A 26,364-nucleotide genomic window follows, 5' to 3' on the forward strand; every position below is an offset into this window, starting at 1 on the left:
TACCCGCGCACCCCGCGCCCTTTCATTTCAGGGGACGCGGTGTGCTTAAGCGCCGATGGCCACGACGCCGCGCTGAATTGCATCGATGGCGCGCCGGGCATTGCGGCGGATGTCTTCCTCGTAGCCGGTCTTGGCGATCTGCTGCAGCATGTCCACCACCTGGCGGCACCAGCGCACGAAGTCGCCGGGGGTAAGTTCCGCACCGGCTTCGTTCGCGGCAGCCATGCAGTATCCCAGCGGGGCTCCGGCGGCCCACTGATGGATGGCGAGTGCGAAGCCGGCTTCCGGTTCACGGGTGCGTGGGAGGTTATGGCGGGCCTCGTCGGCAATGAGCTCGGTGTAGATGCGATACGTAGCTTCCATGGCATCGGCCATGGCATCCGTGGCCGCTTCCGGCTCGCCACGGGTTTCCTTGCGGTTTTCAAAGAGGCACAGGGATGCCACACCGGCTAGCTCCGCTGGGTCTAGCTCATTCCAGATGCCACGCTTCAAGCACTGCGCTACGAGCAAGTCTGACTCGCTGTGGATCTGGGAAAGGCGCTCGCCTTCATCGGTGATGACTGGGCGGCGGTCTTCGCCAAAGTCTTCGAACTCGACGTAGTCCATCTCAGAGAGCAAGTCGACGATACGTCCGAAGGTCTTGCCCAAGGTATCGGTAGCCCGCTCGACCTTCTTGCTGACCTTCTCGAGGTCCCTTTCGCGCCGCGCCAATTTTTGCGCGATACCCGCCAGTTGCTCGCGGTCGGTTGCTGGCCACGAGTGGGCCGGATGGTTGCGGATGGCGTCGCGTAGCTCGCCCACCCTCTTGTTGGTGCGGTTGCGCGGCGCCATGCGCATCTTCTTTGGGCGGTCGTAGCGGTTGCGCTTGAAGGAATCTTGTATGAACTTGGTGTTGCGACGCGGGTTTTTCTGCACCGGACGCGGGAGCTTCATGCGGCCCACGACGATTGGCGGATTGTTGATGCCAGAGACATCGATGCGGCCAGACCATCCAGTTTCGGTAGTCACCCATGGGCGTGGGTCCGCGACTTGATTCGCGGGAGTGACCACGACGGCAAGAATGGGATGCCTCTTGCCGGCGATGGCGATGACGTCGCCCAGCTGGAGACGGCTGAGCACCACGGCGACCTCTTGGTTGCGCTGCGCATTGTTGTTGGCGCGCACCGACTTCTCCTCGTCGGTGAGCTTGCGACGCAGGCGGATGTAGTCCATGAGGACCTCTGCTGGGTCTTCACCATCGCGTGATGGAGGTGCGAGTGCATCGATGGCGTCGTCAAGCTGATTGCGCAGCTCCCGCACGCGGTGCTCCGCCTTTTCGATCTCACGGGTCTCCTCGACGACCGAGCCATCAGCTTGGAACTGCGCGAAGGACTTATCGAGCAGGCGTAGTGACTCCTCGAAGCCCAGCATGCCCAGCAGGTTGATAGCCATGTTGTAGCCGGGCGCAAACGTGGAAATCAGCGGGTAGGTACGCGTGGAGGCCAGACCTGCGACCGCATGCGGATCCATAGCTGGGGCCCACTGCACCACGGCATTGCCGATGGTGTCGATGCCGCGACGACCCGCGCGGCCGGTTAACTGTGTGTACTGGCCCGGGGTGAGATCGACGTGCGCCTCGCCGTTGAACTTCACCAGCTTTTCCAGGATGACCGTGCGAGCAGGCATGTTGATGCCCAAGGCAAGAGTCTCGGTGGCGAATACGGCGCGGACTAAGCCTTGCACGAAGAGGTCTTCGACGATGTGTCGGAATGCAGGAAGCATTCCCGCGTGGTGGGCCGCAAAGCCGCGGGACAATGCTTCGCGCCATCGCTTGAAGTCAAGGACCTGAAGGTCTTCTTCTGGAATGCCTTCGACGCCTGCGTCGATGATGGCCTTGATGCGCTCGGATTCTTCTTGCGTGGTGAGCACCATGCGGCTGCGCAGACACTGGTGGAGCGCGCCATCGCAACCCGCGCGGGAGAAGATGAACGTGATGGCAGGGAGCATGTCCATGCCCTGCAGCACCTGGAGAGTCTCAGGGCGGCCCAGCGGACGGTAGCGGTCCTGTGGGCGGGAGGCGCCGGAACGGCCGCGGCCACCCCGCCCACCGCGGGAGTTACGTGCATCGCGGTCACCGCCCTTGTGGCGGGCACGGGCGCGGAAGCCCTGGCCCGAATGGGCGTCGTTGCGCCCGTCGTCGCTATCGCCCGCCTCAAGACGACGGATGCGCCGTGCCAACTCGGCATTGACTTGGCCGCCGGACTCGGGCTCAAACAGCGGGTAGATCTTGCGGCCAATCATCATCCACTGGTCCAAAGGCACCGGGCGATGATCAGAGACAATAACCGTGGTGTCGCCGCGCACGGCGGAAAGCCACTCGCCGAACTCCTCCGAGTTGGACACTGTGGCGGACAGGCCGATGATGGAGACACTCTCGTCGAGATTCAGGATGACCTCTTCCCACACTGCGCCGCGAGAGGCATCGGCGAGGAAGTGGACTTCATCCATGACCACGTGGCTCAGGCGGTCCAACGCCCCGGACTCTGCGTAAATCATGTTGCGCAGAACCTCAGTGGTCATGACGAGGATTTCTGCCCGGGAGTTGATGGAGACATCGCCCGTGAGCAGGCCGACGGCGTCCGCGCCGTGTGCGGCGACAAGATCGTGGTACTTCTGGTTGCTCAGCGCCTTGATGGGCGTGGTGTAGAAGCAACGGGTTCCGCGGCTTAGCGCCAGGGACACAGCGAACTCGCCCACAATGGTCTTGCCCGCGCCGGTGGGCGCGCAGACGAGAACACCGTGTCCTTCTTCAACGGCTCGGCATCCCTTAACCTGGAAATCATCCAGCGGGTGGGACAGTCTATCGCGGAAGGTATCCAGGTGTGTGGAAGTCATAAGTCCTCAGGTTACCCGCTGCTACAGGACGTCGTCGAAGAAGCCAGCGTTTGGCGGCGTACTTGGCGCCGAGTTAGGCGCTGCGGAAGGGGCGGTTGGCGGCGCGCCATGAGTGCGGGGTGCCAGGTGCGAGGAAGAAACAGGTTGTGCGGCTTCAACCGGCGTAGGCAGCCCGATACCCGTGGTGTCGTCATCCAACGCCGAAGCAGACCCGTCGTCCACATCCAGCCAATTCGGACGGTTGCGGTTGCGCCGTTTGTCATTGATGCGGCAGAACTGGAACGCGGACTCGATGAGGACCTCGAGCGCTACGCCCAAGACGATCATCGAGAAGACTTCCTGGCCCGGAGTAACCACCGCCGCGAAGATGAGGATGACCACAAAGATGATGCGGCGCTTGTTCCTGATCACTCGGTATTCCAAGATGCCGATGATGTTGAGCATGACTACCAGCAGCGGGAACTCAAAGCTCACGCCGAAGATGAGGAGCATCGCGAGAAGGTAGTAATAGTAGCGCTCACCAGTCAGTGCGGCCGTTTGGAACTCCTCGCCCATGCTCATGAGGAACTCAAGGCCGACGGAGAGAATGTAGTAGGCCAGTACGGCGCCGCCAACGAAGAGAATGACGGCGGTGGTAACGAAGATGAAGGTGTACTTCTTCTCGTTCTTGTGCAGGCCAGGCACGATGAACGCCCAGATTTGGTACAGCCAAATCGGTGAGGCCAGCACAGTGCCAGCGAGTGCGCCCACTTTCAAGCGCAAAGTCAGCATTTCAAACGGGCTGGTCGCCAAGAGGCGGCACTCCCCGTCAGCGCTGAAGGAGGCGCGGCGCTCAGCAGGAAGTTCACAATATGGGCCACGCAGGATCTCGCCTAGCGGGCGCAGCCCAAAGGGAGCTTGTTCGTACCAGATGAATCCGATGACGGCGCCGATGGCGAGCACGACGAGTGAAATGACGATGCGCTTGCGCAACTCCTGAAGGTGCTCAACCAGCGTCATCTCGCCCATGGGATTGGACTTACGTTTGCCGAACCTCTTGAGCAGGGGTCGCTTACGCGCTGGCCTTTGTTGGCCAGCAACACTTCCCTGTGCAGACATTGACATCGACCTTCCGTGAAAAGAAAAATCTGGAACAAATAAAGCGCCTCCGACACGGCTAATGCGTGTCAGAAGCGCTCACCAAATCTATGAGTTTGGGTTGCCTTCAGAACGCGGCTGGGACTGGCGAGGCTGCATTTCCGGGCTGTTCCAGAACTCTTCGTCAGTCTGCTTCGCAGGCTTTGCGAGCTGGCCCTGCTGTTCATTCTCAGCCTTCATCTCGTTGACCTCAGACTTGAAAATGCGCATCGAACGGCCCATAGAGCGAGCCAGCTCAGGCAGCTTCTTGGCGCCGAAAAGCAGGACGACGACGAGGAGGATAATAAGTAATTCCCTAGGACCGATTGGCATGGGTGCCTCTTTCTGTTCGACAGGCTCATGTGGAGCTGGTCTATTGAGTTAACTTTCGGCTATTGAGTATAACGCTCAAGGGCCGTGATTCGCCGATCTGCAATTGCTTGAACAAGTGGTTCAGGGCCCACGACTCGCACTCTATCAGCTTGGCTGAGTGCGAAACGAATAAACCAGTCCTCGCCGCCAATTGGCATCGTTGCAGCTACACGACCATTTTTTAGGGTCTCACCTAAAGTCATATCGTGCTGCTCAGCAAGCCAAGTGAATTCTGGTTGAATCTCTAGTTGCGCAGTCTTGGCGTGTCGCATTTCGAAAGGCTGGTCAGGGTCAAAGTCGAGCTGACGAACGCGCGGATTCGCCTTTTCTTCCAGCACTTTTACTTGACGCATGCGGTCAAGGCGGAAGGTGCGGTGTGCGCCTACAGACTCGTCCCAGGCCACGAGGTAGGGCTCCGATTCGAAGATGAAAATACGCGCCGGATCGACGGTACGTTCCTTTTCTTGGTTGCTTGATGCAGACCAGTACTTGAAGCGCACGCGTTGGTGCTTGTCGACGGCGCCCGCAAGCGCGGCCTGCACCTCGGACTCAGTGGGGTCGATGTGCGCCAGCGAGTCGTAGATGGCTGCGGTCTTTTCGTCCATGATGTCGCGCAGCTTTGCAGCGGCGGACCGCACAGCGGCAGTGTCGATCAGACCCGGCATGGCTTCCAAGGACTCAAGGGTCAGCAGCAACGCGCCCGCCTCCGTAGGCGTGAGACGCAGTGCCTGGGTCAAGCCCTGATCGTTGTAGATCTGGATACCGTCGCGGTAATCAAAGGAAAGATCGATGAGGTCCTCTGTATTACGCCCAACGCCTGAACAAAAGAGGCGATCCACCGCGTCCTTGAGCTCCGCTGGTGTCATCCCCAGGTCCGTGGCGGCCTCCATTGGGCTTTGCCCTGGGTGGTTGCGGAAATAGGGAATCAGATTAAGTGAGCGCACCAGCGCCTGGAGCTTTTGGGAACCATCAGCCATGTCTACTTCTCCCCTTCCTGCGGGCGTTCTGCGGTAAGCAGCTCGATGATGGCGGCGCGAACCTCGGCGGGCTCGAGGACCTCAACGCCTGGTGCATAGCTAGCAGCAGTGCGAACAAGCCAGTCCTTTTCCACCCCATTCATGGCATAGAGCCCATCTTCCCGCTGTTTGCCAGCAGCAGCGAGCTCGAGCGCGCTGCCCTGCGGAATCGAAACGAGCGCGTCCACGGTCTCGCCGCGTTGGAGAGCCTCAACAACGAGGTCTTGCAGCGGGCCAGGCACAGTAAGGTGCGTGGCGTCCTGGCGCGACCTTTTGACGTTATCGATGCGCGTTGCACGGAACACGCGGGCCGCCTCACGGTCAACGTCCCAGCCAACCAAGTACACGCGGCTGTTGTGGTTGACTAGTCCCCACGGGTCCATCGTGCGCCGCACTGCCGGCGAGGAGGGCGTGGCGTAGTAATCAAAAGTAATGCGGAGATGCGCGCGCACCGCCGTGATGACTGCGGTGGTCAGCTCCGGGCTGATGCGGGTGATGTCGTTGACCGCAACGTAGACGGGTGCGCCGCTCAGGTCGCGGGATGCACCAGAGGCTGCGATCTTCGTCCACGCCGACAGCGTGAAGTCACTCAAGCCGCCTGGCTTGCCAATTCCGCCAGCCACGCCCAAGACCATGGCCTCCTCAGGAGTGAAGTCAACGGGCGGCAGCTGGTACTCGTCCTGGTTGAGGCGGTACATCGATCCATCCTCGCCACTGGAGTGGACCACTGGGACACCCGCGCGCTGCAGCGTGACGACGTCGCGCGAGAGCTGTTTTAAGAAGGCCTCATCGCTGCGATTCTGATAGCCCTCGACATTCTTGCGGATCCAAGCCGCGCTGCGGTCCGGGCTGCCGCCACCATGCGCCGCGCCTTGCAAGGCAAAGGAAAGGTTGGTCAGCCGCTCGACGGCCTCGTCGCGCTTTGCCGGATTCCCTTCAGCCATGCGGGCATGCTCCTTCACATCGGTTATATGCAAACAGGTTTATTTAAGAATACAGCGCGCATACCTGCACCGCGCCAACCATACGCACGGGATATAGGCAGGCACGGGAACTAGGCGTTGTGCTCCATGTAGTCTAACAACGCTTGCAGGCGGGGATCCTCTGAAACGAACGGGTCAGAAAACTCCTCCGTCATGGGCTCAGGGCGGTTGACCTTCAAGCGTGTCCAGTCCACAGTGACATTAGATCCCAGCCTGCGCGCCTCCGCCAGGAACTGCCCGCGCAACTTGGCGCGCGTGGTCTGCGGCGGGGTGTTGATGCACTTAGCAATTGCTTCGTCAGTGGTCCAACGCTCCACCATTCCGCGGCTTTCCAAGATGCTGAACAAACCGCGGCCCGGCCGGATGTCGTGATAGGTCAGGTCAATCTGTGCCAGCTTCGGGTGGCCCCACTCCCCGCCCAGGCGGTCGCGGTAACGATCTAGCAGTCCGCGCTTAATAACCCAATCGATCTCGCGGTCAACGCCCGAGAAGTCCTGGGTCTCAATGGCATGCAATGTGCGCTCCCACAAGTCGACCACGCGCGCCATCTCAGCCGACAGGGTGCCTGCGTCTTCGCGCTCGTTAAGCCAGCGGCGGGCGGCGTCGCATAGCGCCTGCTGCACCTCCAACGCAGTGATCGTGGAACCATCAGCCAATGGCAGCGGCGTTCGCCCCGTCGTATCCCTGGCGATCTCGCGAATGTGGTGAATCGGATCAACAACCTCGAAGCGCGGAACGTCGAATCCGGCTTCGAGCATCTCCAGCATCAACAACGCAGAGCCGACCTTGAGCGCCAACGTCGGCTCGGACATGTTGGAATCGCCCACGATGACGTGCATGCGGCGAAAGCGCTTTGAGTCACCGTGCGGCTCGTCGCGGGTGTTGATGATGGGGCGCGAACGAGTGGTCGCGGAAGAAACGCCTTCCCACACCTGGTCGGCACGCTGCGAAAGCAGGAAGTGCGCTGGCTCCTCGCCTCGCGCGGGCTGAATCTTTCCCGCACCACAGATCAGCTGGCGGGTAATCATGAATGGAAGCAGGGCTACGCCCAAGTCCTTGAGCACCACGTGCCGGCTGATGAGGTAGTTCTCGTGGCAACCATAGGAATTGCCGGCCGAGTCAACGTTGTTCTTGAACAGGTACACCGCGCGGGGCTGTTGCTCCGCCGCGAGGGCTTCCTCAGCGCGGAGTGCTAAGTCATTGACCACGCGGTCGCCAGCGCGCTCATAGTTGATGAGCTGGGTGAGGCTATCGCACTCCGCGGTGGCCACCTCCGGGTGGGAACCCACATCGAGGTACAAGCGTGAGGCGTTGGGATGAAAGATATTCGAGGAGGAGTACTCGTCCACCACGGGACGGAATAAGATGCGGGCGATCTCGTCCGGAGTCATTTTCCGTTGATTGCCGCTGGCACTCGAGGTGATTCCGTATTCGGTCTCAATTCCCATAATGCGGCGGGCATAGACCGGACCTATGGCGAGCTCCCCCACGATTACTCGCCGCCCTTTTGTACGTAGGCGCGCACGAATTCCTCGGCGTTGTTCTCTAGCAGTCCGTCGATCTCGTCAAGGAGATCGTCGGTGCCGGCGCTGTTGATGCTAACCTGGCCCGCGGCCAAGTCCTCAGGTGCGTCGCCGTTGTTTCCGCCGTTGCCAGCGTTGACCTGGGATTGGTTTCCACTCATAGCTCTACTTTCCTTTCTTAACCATGTTTAGAGTACTCGACGTTTACTCCCATGTGGCCGAGCTTGGCTAATAGCGCCTGGGAGTCTGCGGAGTCCGCAATGAGCTTCTCGACGTCGTTAGCGCCAAGCCCGCGCGTATCGTCCAGCGCTACGGTGGCCGTGCCCATCGGGGTGCGGAAAGACAGCGTCTGCCAGCTGGCTGCCAACAGATCCTCGCTGTACTTCTGCGTGATGCTGCCGCGGAAGAAAGCGCGAGTGTCGCGAGGCGGATTATCCGCAGCGCGGGCGATGTCCTCATCGCTGACGAGCGTGCGCATGCGTCCCTTGCGCACGAGTGCGTGGTAAAGCGACTTCGCTGGGTCAATGTCAGTGTACTGGAGATCGATGAGCGCAAGCTTCGGGTTCGCAGGATCCACGCCGCGGTCCATGTAGCCCTTGATGAGCTGGTACTTGGCCACCCAGTCCAAGAGATGCGCTGCTGTCATTGGGTCGGCAGACAGCAGGCCTGTCACCTCGTCCCAAGCCTCGAGCACGCGCTTGTCGACGTCCGTTTTTGCAACGACGCGCTCGCGGTAGGCCGCGAGAATCTCGAGTGCTGTGAGTTCGCGGCCGTCTTTGAGCTGCAGCTTGTGGGTCAAGGTGAGGTCGTGGCTGACCTTAGATACCTCGGCCACGGCGTCGCGCAGCTGCAGATCGCTAAAGTCAACGCCGGCTTCGATGGCATCGAGGACCAAGGAGGTCATGCCCAGCTTCAAGAAGTTTGAGGTCTGCGACATGTTCGCGTCGCCGATGATGACGTGCAGGCGACCGAAGTCCTCTGCCACGGCATGCGGCTCGTCACGAGTGTTGATGATGCCGCGGTTGAGCGTGGTCTCTAGCGAGATCTCCTGCTCGATGTAGTCGGCACGTTGGGAAATTTGGAAGCCGGCCTCCTCACCGTCTTGTCCCCTGCCCACGCGTCCTGCACCAATGACTACCTGGCGGGCGACAAAGAAGGGAATGAGTCCCGCAGCGATGTCGCCAAAGTCGGTGCTGCGGCGATACTGGTAGTTCTCGTGGGAACCATAGGACGCGCCCTTGCCGTCCACGTTGTTCTTGTAGAACTTCAGCGGCGGGCACGGATCATGGTTGACGAGCACCGAAGTGCCCTGCTCCGTGAGTTCCGCGACGGACGCGGCGGCGCGGCGCAGGATGAGGTCACCGGCAGCGTCGTAAAGCATGGCGTCGAAAGCATTGGTGCACTCTGGCGAGGAATACTCGGGGTGCGCGTGATCAACATAGAAGCGCGCGCCGTTGGCGGTGACCACGTTGGCAACACCAATGGCGTTGGGGTCCACGCTGGGTACCGTCTGGTAGCGCTTGAGGTCGAAGCCACGGGAATCCCGCAGCGGGTGCTCCTCGCGGAAATCCCAGCGCGAGCGGGCCCCTGTATGCAGCGCGGCATAAGCGACGACCGCGTGAGTCGAGGTGACAATAGGTGACATCTCCGGGTTAGTTGGCGTGGAGATGCCGTATTCAGTCTCAGTTCCTAAGACGCGTGCCATGAAGTGCTCCTAAAACCCATCAGCTCAACGCGGGTGACCTCGGCGCCAGCCTCGGTTCCCGCGACAATCTTCGTCCACTCCTCCGGGCTTGCGGAGGTTGGGACGTACTCGGACTCCGCTTGCTCCGCGGCGATCGCTTGGCGCAAGTGATTCTCGGTGATGCCTTGGGCTGCGCGGGCATCCCCGGCCAGAGCCTCCTTGATGGCCAGCTTCTTCGCGCGGGCGATGATGTTTGCGATCATCGCGCCGGACACGAAGTCGCGGTAGTAGAGAATGCGCGGCTCATCGTTCAAGTAGTGCAAGCGCACGAATGGGCGCTCCGAGTACAGATCCTCTACCGCGGCGTCGATAAGAGCATCGACATCGCCCTGGTGCGGGACCCTTTCCCCCAAGTGGCGGGAGAAGATATCGCGTGCGCCCTGCTTGTTGGGGCGGTTCACACGAATCTTGATGTCGAGGCGGCCCGGGCGCATAATCGCGGGGTCAATGAGTTCCTCGCGGTTGGTGGCACCGATGACGATGACGTTGCCCAGCTTCTCGACGCCGTCGAGCTCCGTCAACAGCTGTGGGACCACGGTGGTCTCCATATCGGAGGACACGCCGGAGCCACGCGTGCGGAAGATGGACTCCATCTCGTCGAAAAAGACGATGACAGGACGCGCGGAGTCGAGAGCCGCCAGCTCGCGGGCGCGCTCGAAGATGAGGCGAATGCGGCGCTCGGTCTCGCCGACATACTTGTTGAGCAGCTCTGGGCCCTTGACGTTGAGGAAATAACTCGGGCCGGCGCTGCCCATCTTATTGGCAAGAGAATTGGCCACTGCCTTGGCGATCAGGGTCTTGCCACAGCCGGGAGGGCCGTATAAGAGCACGCCTTTGGGCGGCTCGAGGTCATACTGGCGGTAGAGATCCGGATGCAGGAAGGGCAGCTCCACGGAGTCGCGGATTTGGGAGATCTGCGCGTCGAGGCCACCGATGTCCTCGTAGGTGACGTCAGGAACTTCCTCCAGCGAGAGCTGCGCAACCTCGGTCTTTTCGATCTTCTCTAGTGCGACGCCGGACTTGGAGTCGATGAGGATGGTGTCGCCAGCGCGCAGGCCCTCGCGGAGACGGGTGGCGAGCAGAACGACCTGTTCCTCACCAGAGGAATTAGCCACGATGGCGCGAGAGTCATCGACTTTTTCCTGCACGGTGGCAAGGTTGCCGGTATCTGGATGCCCGCAGCCTTCGACGACCACGAAGCCGTCGCCAAGGCGCACCTGCTGGCCCACGCTGAGGCTGCCCGGCTCCAAGTTGGGCGAGATCTTCAGGCGCATGGGCCTGCCGTTGGTATAGACCTCGGCATCACGGCGGGAGTCGTGCTCGCGGCCTGAGTATCCGAGGAAGACGCCATAGGTCGAAGCAGGCTCGGAAAGGGCGTTGACTTCAGCGAGCATCTGCTGCAGCTTGTTGCGGGAGTCCTGCAACAAGGATGCGAGCTTGGTGTTGCGCTCGGCGAGCTGATCAATCTGCCGTTTGAGGTCGGCGGTGTGACTTGCGTCGTTCATAGCTACACACTAGCGCGTACGGCTCTCCGCAAGGTTAGGTACCCCTCATTCGTGAGGGGCACCCTGGTGTGCTGTGTGTGGCGTGCAGGGCTTGCGTGGCGTTACTTGCGAGCGCGGCGCTGCGGGCGCGGCGGGGTTACGCCGTCGGCAAGGCGGCGCGTCCAGATGAGGAATGCGGTGTGTGCGTTCATGCGGTGTTCTGGGCGGGTAGCCAAGCCCTCGACCTTCCACTCGCGCACGAGGGACTCCCAAGCCTTAGGCTCGGTAAAGCACTGCAGCTCGCGGATGCCCTCCATGACCTTCATCAGCTGTGGGACGGTGGCCACGTAGGTCATGAACACGCCGCCAGGAATCAGGATGTCGCGCACCTTTTCGAGGTGCTCCCATGGCTCGAGCATATCGAGGATGACGCGGTCAACTGGGCCGCCCAACTCGTCGACGGTGACATCGGCCAAGTCACCCAAGCGCGGCGACCACCACTCCGGCTGCTTACCGAAGTATTCCTTGACGTTGTCCACCGCGTACTCGAGATGATCGTCGCGAACCTCGTAGGAGAAGACGTGGCCCTCTGGGCCCACAGCACGCAGCAGAGTCATCGAAAGCGCGCCAGAACCCGCGCCTGCCTCCAGGACGCGGGCGCCCATGAAGATGTCGCCCTCCACCAGGATCTGAGCAGAGTCCTTGGGGTAAATGACGGCGGCGCCGCGCGGCATCGACAGCACGTGGTCCACCATGAGGTGGCGGAAGAGCAGGAAATCGCTGCCCAAAGTCGAGCGCACGACAGAGCCCTCGTCCATTCCGGCGATCTCGTCGTGGCGGATGATGCCCTTGTGCGAGTGGAATTCCCCGCCCTCTTCGAGCACCACGGTGTAGTGGCGGCGCTTAGCATCGGTCAGCTGGACGCGATCGCCATAGTGAAATGGTCCGGAGTAAGGCATCGTGGGGATTCCTATGCTTTCTGTGGAGTGGGTCTAGTTAACCTACCAAGTATGCCTCAATGGCCTCGCCCATCCATACTTGGTCGCGTTCGCCGACCATTTCGCGGGCCGAGTGCATCGAGAGCATGGGCACTCCGACGTCGACAGTGTCGATGCCAAGGCGCGTTGCGGTGATGGGGCCGATGGTGGAGCCACACGGGACGTCGTTGTTGCCCACGAAGCGTTGGAAAGGAACTCCTGCTCGCTCACACGCGCGTTCCCACAAGGAAACAGTGGTGGCGTCGGAGGCATAGCGCTGATTGCCGTTGATCTTGGTGACCGGCCCCTTGCCGATGATCGGATGGTGTGTCGGATCGTGCTTGCCTACATAGTTCGGGTGTACGGAGTGCGCGGCGTCGGCAGATACGCAGGAGGAGCGTGCGAACATCTGGTAGCGCTCCTCTTCGTTGGCGCCGAGTGCGCGGCCGGTACGGCCCAGCACGTCCGCCAGGATTGGGCCGGCAGCACCAAAGCGGGAGGAAGAGCCAACCTCCTCGTGGTCGAAGGCGGCCATAACGAGGACGTCGTTATGCGCAACCGCGCCCTTCTGTGCCGCGTTCTTCATGGCTACTAAGGAAGCATGGACCGAAGCCAGGTTGTCCATGCGGCCAGCTGCGATGAGTGGTTCACCGACGCCGAAGACGGCACCGCGCTGCGCGTCAGCGGTGATGAGATTAAAGGCCGAGATATCGTCTTTTTCCACACCGATCTTTTCCGCAACGACGCTCAAGACGGAGGCATCAGGAGTGCCAACGGAAAGCACTGGCTGCATGTTGTGCTGGCGGTCCGGCTTGAACTCGTCTTGACGGTAGAGGTGGATGGCCAAAGAAGGCAGACGCAGTATTGGGCCGGTGTTGACCAGGTGGTGCTCGCCATCCTTGGTGACTACCTGTCCCGCAACGGTGAGCTCGCGGTCGAACCACGTATGCAGGAGCGCGCCGCCGTAGATTTCCACCGCAACTTGCTGCCAGCCGGCGGAATCAAAGTCCGGGGTGGGTTTTAGGACCAAGCCTGGTGAGTCAGTGTGAGAGCCTACGATGCGGAAGGCCGAGTTCTTGTCCGCACCTTCGGGCACATACCAAGCCATTACTGCGCCACCGCGAATCATGACGTGTCCGCCAGGCGCCGCTGACCATTCGGCGGATTCATCTTGACGGACGAAGCCTTCCTCCTCCAATTGGCGCGCTACTTCGTGCGCTGCGTGATAGGAGGAAGGGCTTGCAGCAATAAAATCGAGGAACTCATCCGAAATACTCATACCCCCTACTTTGCCATGAATGCTTGGGCACTAGGCTAAAAGGACCATGGCTGATGCACGCACTCCCCGACCGCTGGCGCTTTCACCGTCACGGGCCTCTGACTATAAGCAATGCCCATTGCTCTACCGCTTCCGAGCAATTGACAAACTCCCCGAGCCGAAGACGCTGGCACAGGTGAAGGGAACGCTGGTTCACGCGGTTCTCGAAAACACCCACAAGCTTCCCCGTGAGCAGCGCGACTACCCCACTGCGGTGAAGATGATTAAGCCGGAGTGGGAGAAAATGGTGGCGGCGGATTCGGAGCTTAAGGAGCTGGTGCCTGACGACGCCACTCTCGACTTCTTCGTCTCTGCCCGGGACCTGGTCAAGGGTTACTTCCAGATGGAAAATCCGCAGGGCTTCGACGCCCAAGAATGCGAGATGTACGTCGATACTGTCTTGCCCAACGGCGTACCGGTCCGCGGGTTTATCGACCGTGTTGATGTGGCGCCAACGGGCGAGGTGCGCGTTGTTGACTACAAGACGGGCAAGAAGCCGCTCCCCCGTTACAGCCAGGATGCCCAGTTCCAGATGCGTTTTTATGCGCTGGTCTATTGGCGCATCCTCGGGACCATTCCAGCCCAGCTGCGCCTGATGTACCTCAAGGTGCTGGACTCGATGTTCCTTGCACCAACTCGGGAGGAGCTGGAGTACTTCGAGCGCGACCTTGGCGATTTGTGGGCGAAAATCGAAGGTGACGGCAAGGAGGGCGTCTTCCGGCCAAAGACCTCGAAGCTGTGCGGCTGGTGCTCCTTCCAAAAGCTGTGCCCCGAGTTCGGCGGCACCCCTCCGGAGTACCCGGGCTGGCCCGGGTCCACGGCGGACGTTTCCTAGTTAACAGCTAGCAACTCATAAACAAAGGCTGTCGAGTACACATTGTTATCTGAACTGCTCCCCTTCGGGTACTCGGCAGCCTTTTTGATTTTCTGTCTTTAGAACAGACCAGAGATGGTTCCGTCGGTGTCAACGTCGATGTTGTTCGCGGCCGGCTTCTTAGGCAGACCCGGCATGGTCATGACGTCGCCGGTAAGGACGACGATGAATCCAGCGCCGGTGCGTGGCAGAAGCTCGCGCAAATGCAGGGTGTGGTCTTCCGGTGCACCCAGCGCAGCCGGGTTGTCCGAGAAGGAATACTGCGTCTTAGAGATGACGACCGGGAATTCATTCCAGCCGTTGTCCTTGATGTACTGCAGGTCCTTCTTCGCCTTGGGGCCATACTCGATGTGGGTGGCACGGTAGATTTCCTTGGCGACGGTCTCGATGGACTTCTCGACGCCCTCTGCTGGGTCGTAGAGCTGGTGGGCTGCGCCGTCCTGCAGGTTGTCGATGAGCGTCTGAGCAAGTTCCTTTGCGCCTTCGCCGCCCTTGCCCCAGACGTCTGCCTCGGCGAGAGCAACACCGAAGTCCTCAGCCCACGTGCGCATGAACTCACGCTCGGCGTCGGTATCGGTGAAGAAGGAATTCAGAGCGACAACTGGGCGTAGGCCAAACTTCCGTAGGTTCTCTACGTGGCGCTCTAGGTTTACGATGCCCTTGCGCAGCGCATCCAGGTTTTCGGTGGTGAGGTCTTCACGAGCCTGGCCGCCGTTGTACTTCTGGGAGCGGATGGTTGCTACGACCACTGCACCGGCGACGTCGAGATCGCCAAAGCGAGCCTTGATGTCCATGAACTTCTCGCCACCAAGGTCTGCACCAAAGCCAGCTTCGGTGAGGACGATGTCGCCGAACTCCATAGCAGTCTGGGTAGCCAGCAAGGTGTTGCAGCCGTGGGCAATGTTGGCGAACGGGCCGCCGTGCACGAATGCTGGCGTGCCGCCCAGGGTCTGGACCAAGTTCGGGTTTAGGGCATCGCGCATAAGCGCGGTGAGTGCGCCTTCTGCGTTGAGCTCACGTGCGGTGACGGGCTTTTGATCGTAGGTGTAGCCGACGGTGATGTCACCGAGGCGCTTCTTCAAATCCTCGAGGTCCGTAGCCAAGCCCAGGATTGCCATGATTTCGGACGCTGCGGTGATGGTGAAACCAGTTTCTGCCGGGACTCCGTGGGCGGGTCCACCGAGTCCGGTGACGACGTTGCGCAGTGCACGGTCGTTGACGTCGAGGCAGCGCTGCCAGGTCACGCGTCGAGGATCGATGCCTAGTTGGTTGCCTTGATGGATGTGGTTATCGATGATTGCCGCAAGAGTGTTGGTGGCGGCGGCAATGGCGTGGAAGTCACCGGTGAAGTGCAGGTTGATGTCTTCCATTGGGACGATCTGAGAGTAACCGCCGCCAGCGGCACCACCCTTGATGCCCATGACTGGGCCTTGAGAAGGCTCCCGCAGAGCGACGATGGCCTTGTGGCCGAGGAGGGAGAGCGCATCGGTGAGGCCGATGAGCGTGGTGGACTTGCCTTCGCCGGCAGGAGTTGGCGAAACACCCGTTACCAAGACCAGCTTGCCCTTGGGCTTAGAGTGATCCAGCTTGGTGATGTCGACTTTGGCTTTGGTGTTGCCGTAAGGGATGAGAGCTTCTGCCGGGATGCCGGCGCGGTCTGCGATATCGGTGATGGGCTCGAGGTGGTGAGCCTGGGCGATTTCAACGTCTGTCAGGTGGGTAGTCATGGCTTTATGCTACCGAGAAAAAGCCGCTTGATCCGGCCAAATTCAAAGATTTGGGGTCCAAGCGGCTGGCTTTGAACCTACCTTTTGTGGTGGGTAATTCAGGTGCCTCAAGAAGCTAGGCGATAACTGCACCCAAAAGGTAGCTCAGCAGGACAGAGGCCACGATGGAGACCGTACCCGGGATGAGGAATGGGTGGTTGAAGACGGCCTTTCCGATGCGGGTAGAGCCAGTGTCGTCCATCTCGACCGCTGCAAGCAGAGTCGGGTAGGTCGGGAGAATGAACAGTGCGGAAACTGCAGGGAATGCTGCCAGTGCGGTAAGTGGGCTTGCGCCCAGAGCGAGAGCGGCTGGGAGCAGCGCCTTGGTGGTAGCTGCCTGGGAGTACAGGAGCGCTGCTGCGAAGAAGAGAACCACGGCGAGCATCCACGGAGCGGACTTGATGATGTCACCAGCCATTGCCTGGATGTCTTCGAGGTAGTGGTTGATGAGGGTGGTGCCGAGCCAAGCGACGCCCAGAACACACATCGAGGCAGACATGCCGGACTTGAACACTGGGGTGTTGAGAACGTCCGCGGCCGGAATCTTGGTGATCATCACGATGAGTGCAGCGGCGGTCAGCATGACCGTCATGATTGCCTCGTTACGTGGCAGGGTCGGGTCGGTGATGAGGCCAACCTGCTCAGAGGTCAGGGTTGCCCAGATCATGACGATGACGATGGCGGCGAGGAAGATACCGATGGAGGCCTTAGCACCCTTTTGGACAGTCTGTCCGGACTCCCCCTTTGGCTTCGATACGAGGCCTTGTGCCAGGCGCTCCTGGTAAACTGGATCGTCGTCGAGTTCCTTACCGGCGTGGTTGGCAAGCCAAGCAGCCGGGAAGATGCTCAGGAAGGTAGCTGGAATCAATACTGCGAGAAGCTGCAGGTAACCAATGCCTACTGGCTCGAGGAGCGAGGCCAACAGGACGACTGCTGCGGAAATCGGGGATGCACAAATTGCCATCTGTGAGGCAACGACGGCGATGGACAGCGGCCGGGAAGGACGAACCTTGCCTTCCTTTGCGACCTCGACGATAACCGGAAGAGTAGAGAACGCAGTGTGGCCGGTACCAGCCAGTACGGTCATCAACCAGGTAACGATTGGTGCGTAGTAGGTAATGCGGCGAGGGTTCTTACGCAGGAAGCGCTCTGCGACATAAACCAGGTAATCCATGCCGCCAGCGCGCTGCATCGCCGCGATGGCAGCGATAACGGTCATGATGATGCCGATGACATCGAATGGGATGTCTTCGCGGGTAACGGGGATACCGGTAAGGCCAAGGGCCAGCACGCCGAGGCCGCCGGCCATACCGATACCGATTGAGCCGATGCGGGCGCCCAAGTAAATTGCCGCAAGGACAATGAGGATATGGACTATAACCATGAGAGTCTCCACAGGTTTGAAATGAATGGCTTCCTCAGCCCAAATTTATGAGGGAGCCATGCTCTGTCCCTCATATTGTCCCCCAAACAATGTGGCTTTTGTTAGCCAAATCGCCCGTTTGTGTTTGTTCCCACATATTTAATTCTTTATATTACGGTTGGTTAATTGAAATTCATCAAAACCCCTGGATATACAAGAAGCCCGGTTCGAACGAAGCTTTCCGTCCTCGTGTCACCCTGCCCATTTAAGGGGGTGGCACGAGTCGAAAACTAGTCCGAAACGGGCTTTTGAAACTCTTATCTCTTAAGACCGTGCAGATTCCCACACGGCCTTAAAGTGGGAATTAATCCTCGTCGACGTAGAGCTGGCCGCGGAACTCTGGGTGCATAAGGTTCTCTACGGACAGGACCTTCGACAGGGTTGCCTCGTCCATGAGACCCTTCTCCAGGACCAGCTCCTTGACGCCCTTGCCAGTCTTCAGGGACTCCTTGGCGATTTCGTCACCGTTGTGGTGGCCGATGAACGGGTTGAGGTAAGTGACGATACCGATGGAGTTCTCGACGTATGCGCGGCAGACATCTGCATTTGCGGTGATGCCAGTGACGCACTTCTCGCGGAGTGTATCAACGGCGTTGCCCATGATGCGGATGGACTGGAACAGTGCCTCTCCGATTACCGGCTCCATGACGTTGAGCTGGAGCTGGCCGGCTTCAGCGGCCATGGTGACGACGTGGTCGTTACCGAAGACCTTAAAGCAGACCTGGTTGACAACCTCTGGGATAACCGGGTTGACCTTACCCGGCATGATGGAGGAACCAGCCTGGCGAGGAGGCAGGTTGATTTCACCCAGACCAGCGCGTGGGCCAGAGGCCAGCAGGCGCAGGTCATTACAGATCTTGGCGAGCTTCATGGCGGTGCGCTTGATCACGGAGTGCAGAAGCACGTAAGCGCCACAGTCGGAGGTTGCCTCGATTAGGTCGCGAGCGGTCTTGATCTCGAGGCCGGTGACCTCGGACAGGGCGGCGGTGACCTGGTGGCGGTAGCCGGCTGGGGTGTTTACGCCGGTACCAATTGCGGTTGCGCCGAGGTTGATTTCCAGCAGACGCTTCTGAGCGTCACGCAGGACAGCTTGCTCTTCGGCCAGGTTGTGGGCGAAGGCCTTGAACTCGTCACCAAGGGTCATTGGGACTGCGTCCTGCAGCTGGGTACGGCCCATCTTCAGAATGTCCTGGAACTCGTTGCCCTTCTCGTGGAAGGATGCCTGCAGCGCGTCGATGCGCTCAATGAGGGCATCAAGCGAGAAATACAGGCCGAGGCGGAAACCGGTTGGGTATGCGTCATTGGTGGACTGCGACATGTTGACATCATCGTTCGGGTTGATGATGTCGTAAGCACCCTTTTCCTCGCCGAGGTACTCGAGAGCGAGGTTTGCCACAACCTCGTTGGTGTTCATGTTCAGTGAGGTGCCAGCGCCGCCCTGGAATACGTCCAGTGGGAACTGGTCCATGCAGCGGCCCTCATCCAGAATTTGGTCACAAGCCCAAATGATGGCTTCTGCCTTCTTCTTTGGCAGAACGTGCAGACGGCGGTTTGCCATCGCGGTAGCCTTCTTTACCATCACCATGCCGCGGATAAAGTCCGGGATGGTGTTGATGGTTACGTACGAGATCTGGAAGTTGTCGATTGCGCGAAGGGTGTGGACACCGTAGTACGCATCATTCGGAATTTCCATGGAGCCGAGAAGGTCGGTCTCGGTACGAGTCTTCTTCGAAGACTTCGTTGCCTTAGCAGCATCCTTTGCTTCAGAGGCGGATGGCTTTACACCTTCCTCCTTGGCGTCAATCTCTACATCCTTCTTAGTGGTCTTAGCCATTTGGCGGGACTCCTTAGTAGGTTAATGCTCGCTATTTATTCACGAACATTTTGAACGATGAAAGGGTGAGTAAACTCAACGCCCATCGTAGCCAGCCCCGCCGTATGGGTGCCCGATCTATGGGATAAATCTAATAATTACCCCTAAAAGCGGGCGATACGGAGATCGGAAGCCAAAATGGCTTCGGCGCCCAGCGCAGATAGCTTGTCCATGATGTGGTTTGCCTCCTTGCGTGGGACCATTGCGCGGACCGCTACCCAGTTCTCGCGAGCTAGCGGAGATACGGTCGGGCCGGTGAGTCCTGGCGTAACTGCGGATGCGGCATCGAGATTATCCGTCGAAACGTTGTAGTCAATCATCAAGTAGTTACGTGCGTGCAAAATACCTTGGATGCGGCTGAGTACTACTTGCTCGGCAGGCGTGACTTCCTGTCCCTCGCGCTTAATCACCACTGCTTCAGAGGTGATAATTGGCTCGCCAAATGGCTCGAGCCCCTGCTGTCGCAAGGTGGTGCCTGTCGAGACAACGTCAGCGATCGCATCGGCGACGCCTAGGTGGATGGAGATCTCTACCGCGCCGTCGAGGCGAATGACCTCGGCCTCAATGCCGCGAGTCTTTAAGTCGTCACGAACCAAGTTCGGGTACGAGGTAGCAATGCGCTTTCCAGCGAGCTTCTCAACCGTCCAGTTTTCGCCTTGGCGGGAGGCATAGCGGAAGGTCGAAGTGCCAAAGCCCAGGTCGAGGACCTCGTTGAACTTGGCCTTGGAGTCTCGGGCAAGGTCGCGGCCAGTGATGCCAAGGTCTAGTACACCTTGTGCGACGTAAATAGCGATGTCTTTGGGGCGGAGGAAGAAAAACTCAACGTCGTTCGCCTCGTCGACGATGTTAAGGGCTTTGTTATGGCCGCGGCCTTTGTAGCCTGCTTCGGCCAAAATCTCTACTGCTGCCTCTGACAGTGAACCCTTATTAGGGACGGCAATCTTGATCATGATGGAACCTTCGCAATAAGCCGCATCACTCTTGCTGCGTTAGCAATCAGAGAGCGGTGGGAGTCTTAAGTGAATGGGATGACGTTACGGGAAACGCGTTTACAGATACTTGTAAATGTCTTCTGGCTTCAGACCGCGCTTGAGCATCATGACCTGAGTCCAGTAGATGAGCTGAGACATTTCTTCAGCGAGTTCTTCGTCCGACTGATATTCGGAAGCAATCCAGACTTCGCCAGCTTCCTCGATGATCTTCTTGCCAAGATGATGGACGCCCTTGTCGAATGCTTCTACGGTGCCGGAACCCTCTTGGTGGGCGGCAACCTTCTCGGACAGTTCAGCAAAAAGCGACTCAAAATTCTTCACGGTTGCCTATTCTTCCACAGATACGCATACAATGTCGCGATTGGTGTTTAAAGAATCTCTTCTGGAGCTAGCACTACCCTATTTGTGAGGGCTTGACCTACCTGCATCAACGGCGTACTTATGTGGCGTCTAGCTTCGAATCTGCGCAAACCACGCATAAATGTCAGCGGCGCCCACGCCGTGCAAGTGGCGAGAATTATGCAGGGAGGATATTTCCACAACCTCTTCTGGGACCTCCACGCGATTGTCTTCCGGGAGACCAATGACCGTGCACCCCGCGCCAACTGCGGCGCGCATACCTGCGGCCGAATCCTCGAAGACCAAACAGTCACGCGGGTCCAAATCCAATCGACGGGCCGCTTCGACATACATGTCCGGGGCCGGTTTGCCTGTGGGTACTTCGCCGCCACAGATCGTGTCCACGAAGAAGTGCTCGCCCAACTCAGCGATAGCGGAGCCAGCCACATAGCGTTCCGTATTGGTGGTGACCATCATCGGAATCCCGTCGGCGTGGAGCTCGCGCAACAGCTCCGGCACACCAGGGAAGATTGTGAGATTGCCGTGGAAGAGGCCTTTTACATAGTCGAACATCGCCATGCGGTAACGCTCGACTTCATGTGGGGCAACCTCTACCCCAGCCAAGCCTGCGCAGATATCTAGCGTCGTCTCAAAAGTGGCACCGACTGTGGCCAAGCGCTCCTCGTGCGTCATTTCGTGGCCCAAAAGGCTCGACAGATAAAGCGTCGCCTCCGCCCACAATGGCTCGGAATTGGTCAGCGTTCCGTCCATGTCCCAAAAGATGGCAGCGGGACGGATAGCGTGGTTAGGAGGGTTCATAAAGAGTGAATGTGTCCTAGAAATCGAGCTCTGGAAGTTGAGAAAGGACATCGTCGTCAGCGCCCGTGGCGGCGGACGCGTTGTAGATGAGCTCAGTGAGCTCTTCCTTCTCCTCCGGCTCCAAGATAGCGTCAGCATTCTTGCGGTTGAAGGCGCCGAGTTCCTCGACGGAGCGGTTGATCACAGCCGTCAAAGTCGGGCCATCAGGATCGTCCGGCAATGCATCGAGGTCGTCGAAAAGCTTCTCCACAATGGTGCGCAGCTCCGGCAACGCTGCTGCATCGAAAGGCGCTTCCCAGAATTCCTTCTCGTCCTCTTTGAGGTAGCTGCCGGTGGCAAAAGACTCTAGGTTGCTGATGAACTCATCAATGTTGGGCTGAAAATCTACGCGAATGCTCATGCAGTGAATTCTGCCTTAAGTTCCCTAGGCCCGCACGCCAAGCAGCGAATCAAGTGCGGTGCGGATGAGCTCTCCAGCCTCGTCGTTGTTCGCGCCGCGATCTGCAGATGCCCACGCGTCAACGGCCGCAAGTACAGCTGGGGTGTCCAAGTCGTTGGCCAGTGCCCTGCGGATTGCATCCACGAGCTCCTGCGCAACTTCGAGAGAACCCGGGTTCTGCAGCGCATCGCGCCATACTCCGAGGCGCTCATTTGCCTGTTCTAGGACCTCATCGGACCAGTCGCGTTCAGCACGGTAGTGGCCTGCGAAGACACCGAGACGGATCGCGGAAGGATCAACGCCTGCTTCCACCAACTTGTGAACGAAAACCAGGTTGCCCAGCGACTTCGACATCTTGACGCCGTCGAGGCCAATCATGCCGGTGTGGACATAAACCTGGGCCATGCGCTCTACCCCAAGGGCCGCTTCAGCATGGGCTGCGGAGAACTCATGGTGCGGGAACTTCAGGTCGCTACCGCCACCTTGGATATCAAAAGAAGCGCCTAGGCGGTTGGTCGCAATAGCAGAGCACTCGATGTGCCAACCAGGACGGCCCGGGCCAAAGGGAGAATCCCAGGCAGGCTCGCCTTCGCGGTGCGCGCGCCAAACCAATGCATCCAACGGGTTGCGCTTGCCGGGGCGATCGGGATCACCGCCGCGTGCGGCAAAGAATTCCGCCATCTCGGCTGCGGTGTAGTTGGACTCGTAGCCAAAGTTCTTAGTGGCGTCGATCGAGGCATAAACGTCGGGGAACTCAGGATCATCGACCACGTAAGCCGCGCCGGCGTCGATAAGCTTGCTCACCATCTCAGTGACTTCATCGATGGCTTCCATTGCGCCCACGTAATCCTGTGGCGGCAAAACGGAAAGAAGCTCCATGTCGGAGCGGAACAAATTGATCTGCGAGGTCCCTAGCTCACGCCAGTCCACTCCGTCGCGCTCAGCGCGCTCGAACAGTGGGTCATCAACGTCGGTGATGTTCTGGACGTAGTGCACCTGGTAGCCGTTATCCAGCAACTGGCGGTAAGCCAAGTCGAACGTCAGGTAGGTCGCTGCGTGGCCCAAGTGCGTCGAATCGTAGGGGGTGATGCCACAGACGTACATGGTGGCAGTTTCGCCGCTGACCTCTACCTTGCGGATGGTTTCATCCGCAGAATCGTAAAGATGCAGTGCGTGAGGTTTCCCGGGAACAGTATCAACGCGGGGTGTGGGCCAAGAGTGCATGCGGTCTATCGTAGCCCCGCACCCGCACCTAATGCACGTTCAGATGCATTAGGCATGAAGTAAATCCTCTTAAGGCTGCAGGACGCCGAGCGCCAGCAGAATCATCACCAGAATGCCCACTGGGATGCGGTACGCAGCGAACCACTCGAAGGAGTGGTTGCCCACGAACTTCAGTAACCAGGCAATGGAAGCATAGCCGATGACGAAGGCGATGAGGGTGCCCACCAGTAACTGCGCGCCAGAGGCGGACTGGCCGACGGAGGGGCCAAAGGCGTCGCCAAGCGAGAAAAGCCCCGAGGCAAGCACAGCAGGAATGGCGAGCAGGAAGCTAAAGCGCGTGGCGACCTCGCGGTCCAAACCCATGAAAAGGCCGCCCGAAATGGTACCGCCGGAGCGCGAGACACCTGGGATGAGCGCAAGGCACTGGCATAGGCCCATGACCACGGCATCTTTCATCGTAAGCTCGTCGAAACCGCGTTCCTTCTTGCCCACCCGTTCGGCCGCGATGAACACGAAGGAGAAGATGATGAGCATGGCGGCGGTAATCCACAGGTTGCGGAGGTTATCGCGAATCAGGTCTTTACCAACAACGCCCAAGATGCCAATCGGAATGGAGCCGACGATGACCATCCACCCCATCCGATAGTCTTGGCCCCGCTGCTCCTTGTGGAAAAGTCCGCGGAACCAGCCGGTGATAATCTGCCAAATCATGCCGGCAAAGTAGACCAGGACGGCTGCTTCAGTACCCAGCTGAATGACTGCGGTAAAGGAAGCACCTGCATCCTCTCCCCAGAAGAGCTCTGAGATGATGCGAAGGTGCCCGGAGGAGCTCACGGGTAGAAACTCCGTGAGGCCTTGGACGATGGATAGGACAATGACCTGGATCCAGGACATTGCGTCTGTTGCTGCTGCGGTATTCACTCGGGAGAGCATACATACCGCGGCACACTTCGGGATTTACCCACGCTGGCTGCTACGATAAACAATCGTGAAAGCACAGGCCAAGACAAAGAAATTGATGCCTCTAGCGCTGGCCATTAGCACTCTCGCGTTGAGTGCATGTCAGCCGGAAACGGGAGTCGGAGGAGATCCTGACTCGGCTCTGAAAGCAAACGCTACCCCGGCGCCGAGTTCCTCGTCTGCCGGCAAACCCGCTGGCAAGCTCGCCCAAGTTGATGCGGACGTCGTTGACTTGGCCGCGCATGGCGATACCATTGCAGCACGGACCAAGGCAGAACTTTTGGTTGGCTCCCAGAAGGACTTCCTAGGCGGTTCCCCGAAGAAGGTCGCCATCGATGAGAAGTGCGGCGACCTTAGCTCTTCCGAGCAAGGCTTTGTCCTCGCGTGCGGCGACAAGGTCTTGCTGATTGACCCCGCCAAGCCGGAAGCGCCTGAAGAGGTCGCCATGGAAGAAGAAACTCCGGTCACCGTGGCCACGCAGCTTTCCTCGGGCGAGCTCTTCGTCGGTTCCCACGAGTCCAACGCCGTGGGCATTTACGTCGATGGCAAGCGCGACCGCGAGATCAAGGTCGAGGAAGGCTCAGATCAGCTGTTGGCCGTTCCGAATCTCGACGGCACCGATAACGTGGTTCGAATTCTGCGCGCTGACTCCACGATTCAGTCCATCGACTGGGAGAAGGATCGTGCGGGCGGCCGTTTGCGTGCGGGTCAAGGCATCGGCCAGATTGCGGTTGGTGAGGGCGCGATTGTCCTCGGCTCCGACACCTCCGGCAAGCGCCTGGCGGTCTATACCGCGGACGACGTAATCCGCCTCCACCAGTACGGCAACGTCGACGGCACCCCTTGGGCCGTGGCCTGGGACCCTGCTCGCAAGCTGGCCTGGGTGACCACCACCGATACCGGGAAGGCACATGCGTTCTCGATCGAATCCGGAGTGCCGGTGGCTAAAGGCAGTGTGGACACTGTCGCTGATGCACAAAACATCGCCGTGCTTGACGACGCCACCCTCGTCACCGCCTCAGCCACGGGTGACGGCATCCAATTCATTTCCGATCCTGACGTGAAGTAGGACCCCAACATGCAACAAACACGTGTCGATAAGGCCCGCAAAGCGGTGTATCAGCTTGCTCTGAAGGGCATGTTCAAACTTTCCCCAGAGCGTATTCACCTCATCATGATCGGTGCCCTCAGCGCTCTGCAGAAAGCTCCCATCTTGCACCGTGGTCTGCACAAGATTGTCCCGGTTAATGATCCGGTCCTTTCGCAGGAAGTATTTGGGGTCACCTTCCCGCGCCCGCTGGGTTTGGCAGCTGGCTTCGATAAGAATGCAACCGCTGCGGATACCTGGAGCAGCGTGGGCTTTGGCTACGCAGAGCTAGGCACCGTGACTGCGAAGGCACAGCCTGGTAACCCATCCCCTCGCCTGTTCCGTTTGAAGGCGGACCGCGGCATTCTCAACCGCATGGGCTTTAACAACGAGGGTGCCGCTGCGGCGGCACAGCACCTTCGTGCTCGAAAGACCTCTGACGTCATAGGTATCAACATCGGCAAGACCAAGGTGACTCCGGCCGAAGAAGCCGTTGCCGACTACCGTCAGTCTGCTTCCGTTCTTGGCGACTTGGCCGACTACCTCGTGGTCAACGTTTCTTCGCCGAACACCCCGGGCCTGCGTGACCTTCAAGCGGTCGAGTCCCTGCGTCCGATCATGGCTGCGGTTCAGAAATCCACCTCTTCCCCGGTTCTGGTCAAGATTGCCCCGGACCTTTCTGATGAGGATGTTGACGCCGTGGCCGACATGGCCGTTGAGCTTGGCTTGGCGGGCATCGTGGCGACGAACACTACCATCTCCCGCGAGGGGCTCAAGACCCCGGCCGATGAAGTTGCTGCGATGGGCGCCGGCGGCGTCTCCGGCCCTCCTGTGGCGGCTCGTTCCCTGGAAGTTCTAAATCGACTGCACGAGCGCGTCGGCGATAAATTGGTGCTTGTTTCTGTAGGCGGAATTGAGACCCCTGAACAGGCCTGGCAACGCATCGCAGCGGGTGCTTCCCTCCTACAGGGCTACACCGGACTCATCTACGGTGGCCCGGACTGGATCCGGGACATCCACCGTGGAATCGCGCAGCAGATTCATGCGCACGGCTTGCGCAACATCTCTGAGGCAGTCGGCTCTGGGCTGCCTTGGAAGAGCTAAGCCCCAAAAATAAAAGCGTCCCTGCCTCGATTCCTTTAGCTGAGGCAGGGACGCTAT

The 26,364-nt window shown here is 59.5% G+C and carries 23 protein-coding genes; 3 read left to right on the forward strand and 20 right to left on the reverse strand.

Going from position 1 to position 26,364, the window contains the following annotated elements; genetic code table 11:
* Positions 1–45: 45 nt before the first annotated feature.
* From CHU71_RS06745 to CHU71_RS06795, 11 genes are all read right to left on the reverse strand, one after another.
* Complete coding sequence (locus tag CHU71_RS06745; RefSeq protein ID WP_147760573.1) at positions 46–2,874, reverse strand: RNA helicase; 2,829 nt, start codon at positions 2,872–2,874, stop codon at positions 46–48.
* 21 nt (positions 2,875–2,895) lie between these two features.
* Positions 2,896–3,972: a twin-arginine translocase subunit TatC gene (tatC, locus tag CHU71_RS06750; RefSeq protein WP_370450502.1), complete on the reverse strand. Its 1,077-nt coding sequence runs from the start codon at positions 3,970–3,972 to the stop codon at positions 2,896–2,898.
* Between the two features lie 87 nt (positions 3,973–4,059).
* Positions 4,060–4,323, reverse strand: a complete 264-nt coding sequence (gene tatA / locus CHU71_RS06755) for a Sec-independent protein translocase subunit TatA (RefSeq protein ID WP_046645989.1) — start codon at positions 4,321–4,323, stop codon at positions 4,060–4,062.
* Between the two features lie 59 nt (positions 4,324–4,382).
* Entirely contained in the window at positions 4,383–5,339 is a 957-nt protein-coding gene (locus CHU71_RS06760) for a YafY family protein (protein ID WP_147760574.1), read from the reverse strand.
* Positions 5,340–5,341: 2 nt separating this feature from the next.
* A complete protein-coding gene (locus tag CHU71_RS06765) occupies positions 5,342–6,322 on the reverse strand; it encodes a YafY family protein (RefSeq protein WP_070420285.1) in 981 nt (326 codons plus the stop codon).
* 110 nt (positions 6,323–6,432) lie between these two features.
* The gene (gene pafA / locus CHU71_RS06770; protein ID WP_147760655.1) at positions 6,433–7,809 is read right to left on the reverse strand and encodes a Pup--protein ligase; all 1,377 of its coding nucleotides are present in this window, start codon (positions 7,807–7,809) and stop codon (positions 6,433–6,435) included.
* Between the two features lie 44 nt (positions 7,810–7,853).
* The gene (locus CHU71_RS06775; protein ID WP_147760575.1) at positions 7,854–8,045 is read right to left on the reverse strand and encodes a ubiquitin-like protein Pup; all 192 of its coding nucleotides are present in this window, start codon (positions 8,043–8,045) and stop codon (positions 7,854–7,856) included.
* A gap of 17 nt (positions 8,046–8,062) precedes the next feature.
* Entirely contained in the window at positions 8,063–9,589 is a 1,527-nt protein-coding gene (gene dop, locus CHU71_RS06780; protein WP_147760576.1) for a depupylase/deamidase Dop, read from the reverse strand.
* Positions 9,574–11,133, reverse strand: a complete 1,560-nt coding sequence (arc, locus tag CHU71_RS06785) for a proteasome ATPase (RefSeq protein ID WP_147760577.1) — start codon at positions 11,131–11,133, stop codon at positions 9,574–9,576. Before arc ends, dop begins: the two co-directional genes overlap by 16 nt.
* Before the next feature lie 101 nt (positions 11,134–11,234).
* On the reverse strand, positions 11,235–12,071 hold the full coding sequence (locus CHU71_RS06790) for a tRNA (adenine-N1)-methyltransferase (protein WP_005531513.1): 837 nt from the start codon (positions 12,069–12,071) through the stop codon (positions 11,235–11,237).
* A gap of 37 nt (positions 12,072–12,108) precedes the next feature.
* Positions 12,109–13,368: a M18 family aminopeptidase gene (locus tag CHU71_RS06795; RefSeq protein ID WP_070420283.1), complete on the reverse strand. Its 1,260-nt coding sequence runs from the start codon at positions 13,366–13,368 to the stop codon at positions 12,109–12,111.
* 46 nt (positions 13,369–13,414) lie between these two features.
* Here CHU71_RS06795 and CHU71_RS06800 point away from each other — a divergent pair, with 46 nt between their 5' ends.
* On the forward strand, positions 13,415–14,242 hold the full coding sequence (locus CHU71_RS06800; protein ID WP_147760578.1) for a RecB family exonuclease: 828 nt from the start codon (positions 13,415–13,417) through the stop codon (positions 14,240–14,242).
* A gap of 98 nt (positions 14,243–14,340) precedes the next feature.
* On the opposite strand, the gene CHU71_RS06805 is transcribed toward CHU71_RS06800, so the two are convergent.
* The 9 genes from CHU71_RS06805 to CHU71_RS06845 all read right to left on the reverse strand — a co-directional run bounded on the left by CHU71_RS06805 (position 14,341) and on the right by CHU71_RS06845 (position 24,050).
* A complete protein-coding gene (locus CHU71_RS06805) occupies positions 14,341–16,008 on the reverse strand; it encodes a formate--tetrahydrofolate ligase (RefSeq protein WP_147760579.1) in 1,668 nt (555 codons plus the stop codon).
* A gap of 115 nt (positions 16,009–16,123) precedes the next feature.
* Positions 16,124–17,431 (reverse strand): anaerobic C4-dicarboxylate transporter, encoded by a 1,308-nt coding sequence (locus CHU71_RS06810; protein WP_049158951.1) that lies wholly within the window; start codon positions 17,429–17,431, stop codon positions 16,124–16,126.
* A gap of 343 nt (positions 17,432–17,774) precedes the next feature.
* Positions 17,775–19,304, reverse strand: coding sequence for an aspartate ammonia-lyase (aspA, locus tag CHU71_RS06815; protein ID WP_046645979.1), 1,530 nt, complete (start codon positions 19,302–19,304; stop codon positions 17,775–17,777).
* A gap of 143 nt (positions 19,305–19,447) precedes the next feature.
* Positions 19,448–20,293, reverse strand: a complete 846-nt coding sequence (gene hisG / locus CHU71_RS06820; protein WP_147760580.1) for an ATP phosphoribosyltransferase — start codon at positions 20,291–20,293, stop codon at positions 19,448–19,450.
* 99 nt (positions 20,294–20,392) lie between these two features.
* On the reverse strand, positions 20,393–20,656 hold the full coding sequence (locus CHU71_RS06825) for a phosphoribosyl-ATP diphosphatase (protein ID WP_046645978.1): 264 nt from the start codon (positions 20,654–20,656) through the stop codon (positions 20,393–20,395).
* A gap of 129 nt (positions 20,657–20,785) precedes the next feature.
* Positions 20,786–21,493, reverse strand: a complete 708-nt coding sequence (locus CHU71_RS06830) for an HAD family phosphatase (protein WP_147760581.1) — start codon at positions 21,491–21,493, stop codon at positions 20,786–20,788.
* 16 nt (positions 21,494–21,509) lie between these two features.
* The gene (locus CHU71_RS06835) at positions 21,510–21,893 is read right to left on the reverse strand and encodes a hypothetical protein (protein ID WP_046645976.1); all 384 of its coding nucleotides are present in this window, start codon (positions 21,891–21,893) and stop codon (positions 21,510–21,512) included.
* Positions 21,894–21,917: 24 nt separating this feature from the next.
* A complete protein-coding gene (gene mshC, locus CHU71_RS06840) occupies positions 21,918–23,156 on the reverse strand; it encodes a cysteine--1-D-myo-inosityl 2-amino-2-deoxy-alpha-D-glucopyranoside ligase (RefSeq protein ID WP_070420275.1) in 1,239 nt (412 codons plus the stop codon).
* A 69-nt stretch (positions 23,157–23,225) separates the two neighbouring features.
* Positions 23,226–24,050 carry an undecaprenyl-diphosphate phosphatase gene (locus CHU71_RS06845; protein ID WP_174775825.1) on the reverse strand — a complete coding sequence of 275 codons (825 nt, stop codon included), beginning with the start codon at positions 24,048–24,050 and terminating at the stop codon, positions 23,226–23,228.
* 94 nt (positions 24,051–24,144) lie between these two features.
* On the opposite strand from CHU71_RS06845, the gene CHU71_RS06850 reads away from it, so the two are divergent.
* Positions 24,145–25,185: a hypothetical protein gene (locus CHU71_RS06850; protein ID WP_147760582.1), complete on the forward strand. Its 1,041-nt coding sequence runs from the start codon at positions 24,145–24,147 to the stop codon at positions 25,183–25,185.
* 9 nt (positions 25,186–25,194) lie between these two features.
* A complete protein-coding gene (locus tag CHU71_RS06855; RefSeq protein WP_147760583.1) occupies positions 25,195–26,307 on the forward strand; it encodes a quinone-dependent dihydroorotate dehydrogenase in 1,113 nt (370 codons plus the stop codon).
* The last annotated feature ends 57 nt before the right edge of the window (positions 26,308–26,364 follow it).

The sequence above is a fragment of the Corynebacterium sp. LK14 genome, assembly GCF_008042215.1.
GTDB lineage: Bacteria > Actinomycetota > Actinomycetes > Mycobacteriales > Mycobacteriaceae > Corynebacterium > Corynebacterium striatum.

Excerpts from the sequence above, each read along its gene's own strand:
- CHU71_RS06745 (WP_147760573.1), bottom strand. The coding sequence starts at position 2,874 with ATGACTTCCACACACCTGGATACCTTCCGCGATAGACTGTCCCACCCG.
- tatC (WP_370450502.1), bottom strand. The coding sequence starts at position 3,972 with ATGTCTGCACAGGGAAGTGTTGCTGGCCAACAAAGGCCAGCGCGTAAG.
- tatA (WP_046645989.1), bottom strand. The coding sequence starts at position 4,323 with ATGCCAATCGGTCCTAGGGAATTACTTATTATCCTCCTCGTCGTCGTC.
- CHU71_RS06760 (WP_147760574.1), bottom strand. The coding sequence starts at position 5,339 with ATGGCTGATGGTTCCCAAAAGCTCCAGGCGCTGGTGCGCTCACTTAAT.
- CHU71_RS06765 (WP_070420285.1), bottom strand. The coding sequence starts at position 6,322 with ATGGCTGAAGGGAATCCGGCAAAGCGCGACGAGGCCGTCGAGCGGCTG.
- pafA (WP_147760655.1), bottom strand. The coding sequence starts at position 7,809 with ATGGGAATTGAGACCGAATACGGAATCACCTCGAGTGCCAGCGGCAAT.
- CHU71_RS06775 (WP_147760575.1), bottom strand. The coding sequence starts at position 8,045 with ATGAGTGGAAACCAATCCCAGGTCAACGCTGGCAACGGCGGAAACAAC.
- dop (WP_147760576.1), bottom strand. The coding sequence starts at position 9,589 with ATGGCACGCGTCTTAGGAACTGAGACTGAATACGGCATCTCCACGCCA.
- arc (WP_147760577.1), bottom strand. The coding sequence starts at position 11,133 with ATGAACGACGCAAGTCACACCGCCGACCTCAAACGGCAGATTGATCAG.
- CHU71_RS06790 (WP_005531513.1), bottom strand. The coding sequence starts at position 12,071 with ATGCCTTACTCCGGACCATTTCACTATGGCGATCGCGTCCAGCTGACC.
- CHU71_RS06795 (WP_070420283.1), bottom strand. The coding sequence starts at position 13,368 with ATGAGTATTTCGGATGAGTTCCTCGATTTTATTGCTGCAAGCCCTTCC.
- CHU71_RS06800 (WP_147760578.1), top strand. The coding sequence starts at position 13,415 with ATGGCTGATGCACGCACTCCCCGACCGCTGGCGCTTTCACCGTCACGG.
- CHU71_RS06805 (WP_147760579.1), bottom strand. The coding sequence starts at position 16,008 with ATGACTACCCACCTGACAGACGTTGAAATCGCCCAGGCTCACCACCTC.
- CHU71_RS06810 (WP_049158951.1), bottom strand. The coding sequence starts at position 17,431 with ATGGTTATAGTCCATATCCTCATTGTCCTTGCGGCAATTTACTTGGGC.
- aspA (WP_046645979.1), bottom strand. The coding sequence starts at position 19,304 with ATGGCTAAGACCACTAAGAAGGATGTAGAGATTGACGCCAAGGAGGAA.
- hisG (WP_147760580.1), bottom strand. The coding sequence starts at position 20,293 with ATGATCAAGATTGCCGTCCCTAATAAGGGTTCACTGTCAGAGGCAGCA.
- CHU71_RS06830 (WP_147760581.1), bottom strand. The coding sequence starts at position 21,493 with ATGAACCCTCCTAACCACGCTATCCGTCCCGCTGCCATCTTTTGGGAC.
- CHU71_RS06835 (WP_046645976.1), bottom strand. The coding sequence starts at position 21,893 with ATGAGCATTCGCGTAGATTTTCAGCCCAACATTGATGAGTTCATCAGC.
- mshC (WP_070420275.1), bottom strand. The coding sequence starts at position 23,156 with ATGCACTCTTGGCCCACACCCCGCGTTGATACTGTTCCCGGGAAACCT.
- CHU71_RS06845 (WP_174775825.1), bottom strand. The coding sequence starts at position 24,050 with ATGTCCTGGATCCAGGTCATTGTCCTATCCATCGTCCAAGGCCTCACG.
- CHU71_RS06855 (WP_147760583.1), top strand. The coding sequence starts at position 25,195 with ATGCAACAAACACGTGTCGATAAGGCCCGCAAAGCGGTGTATCAGCTT.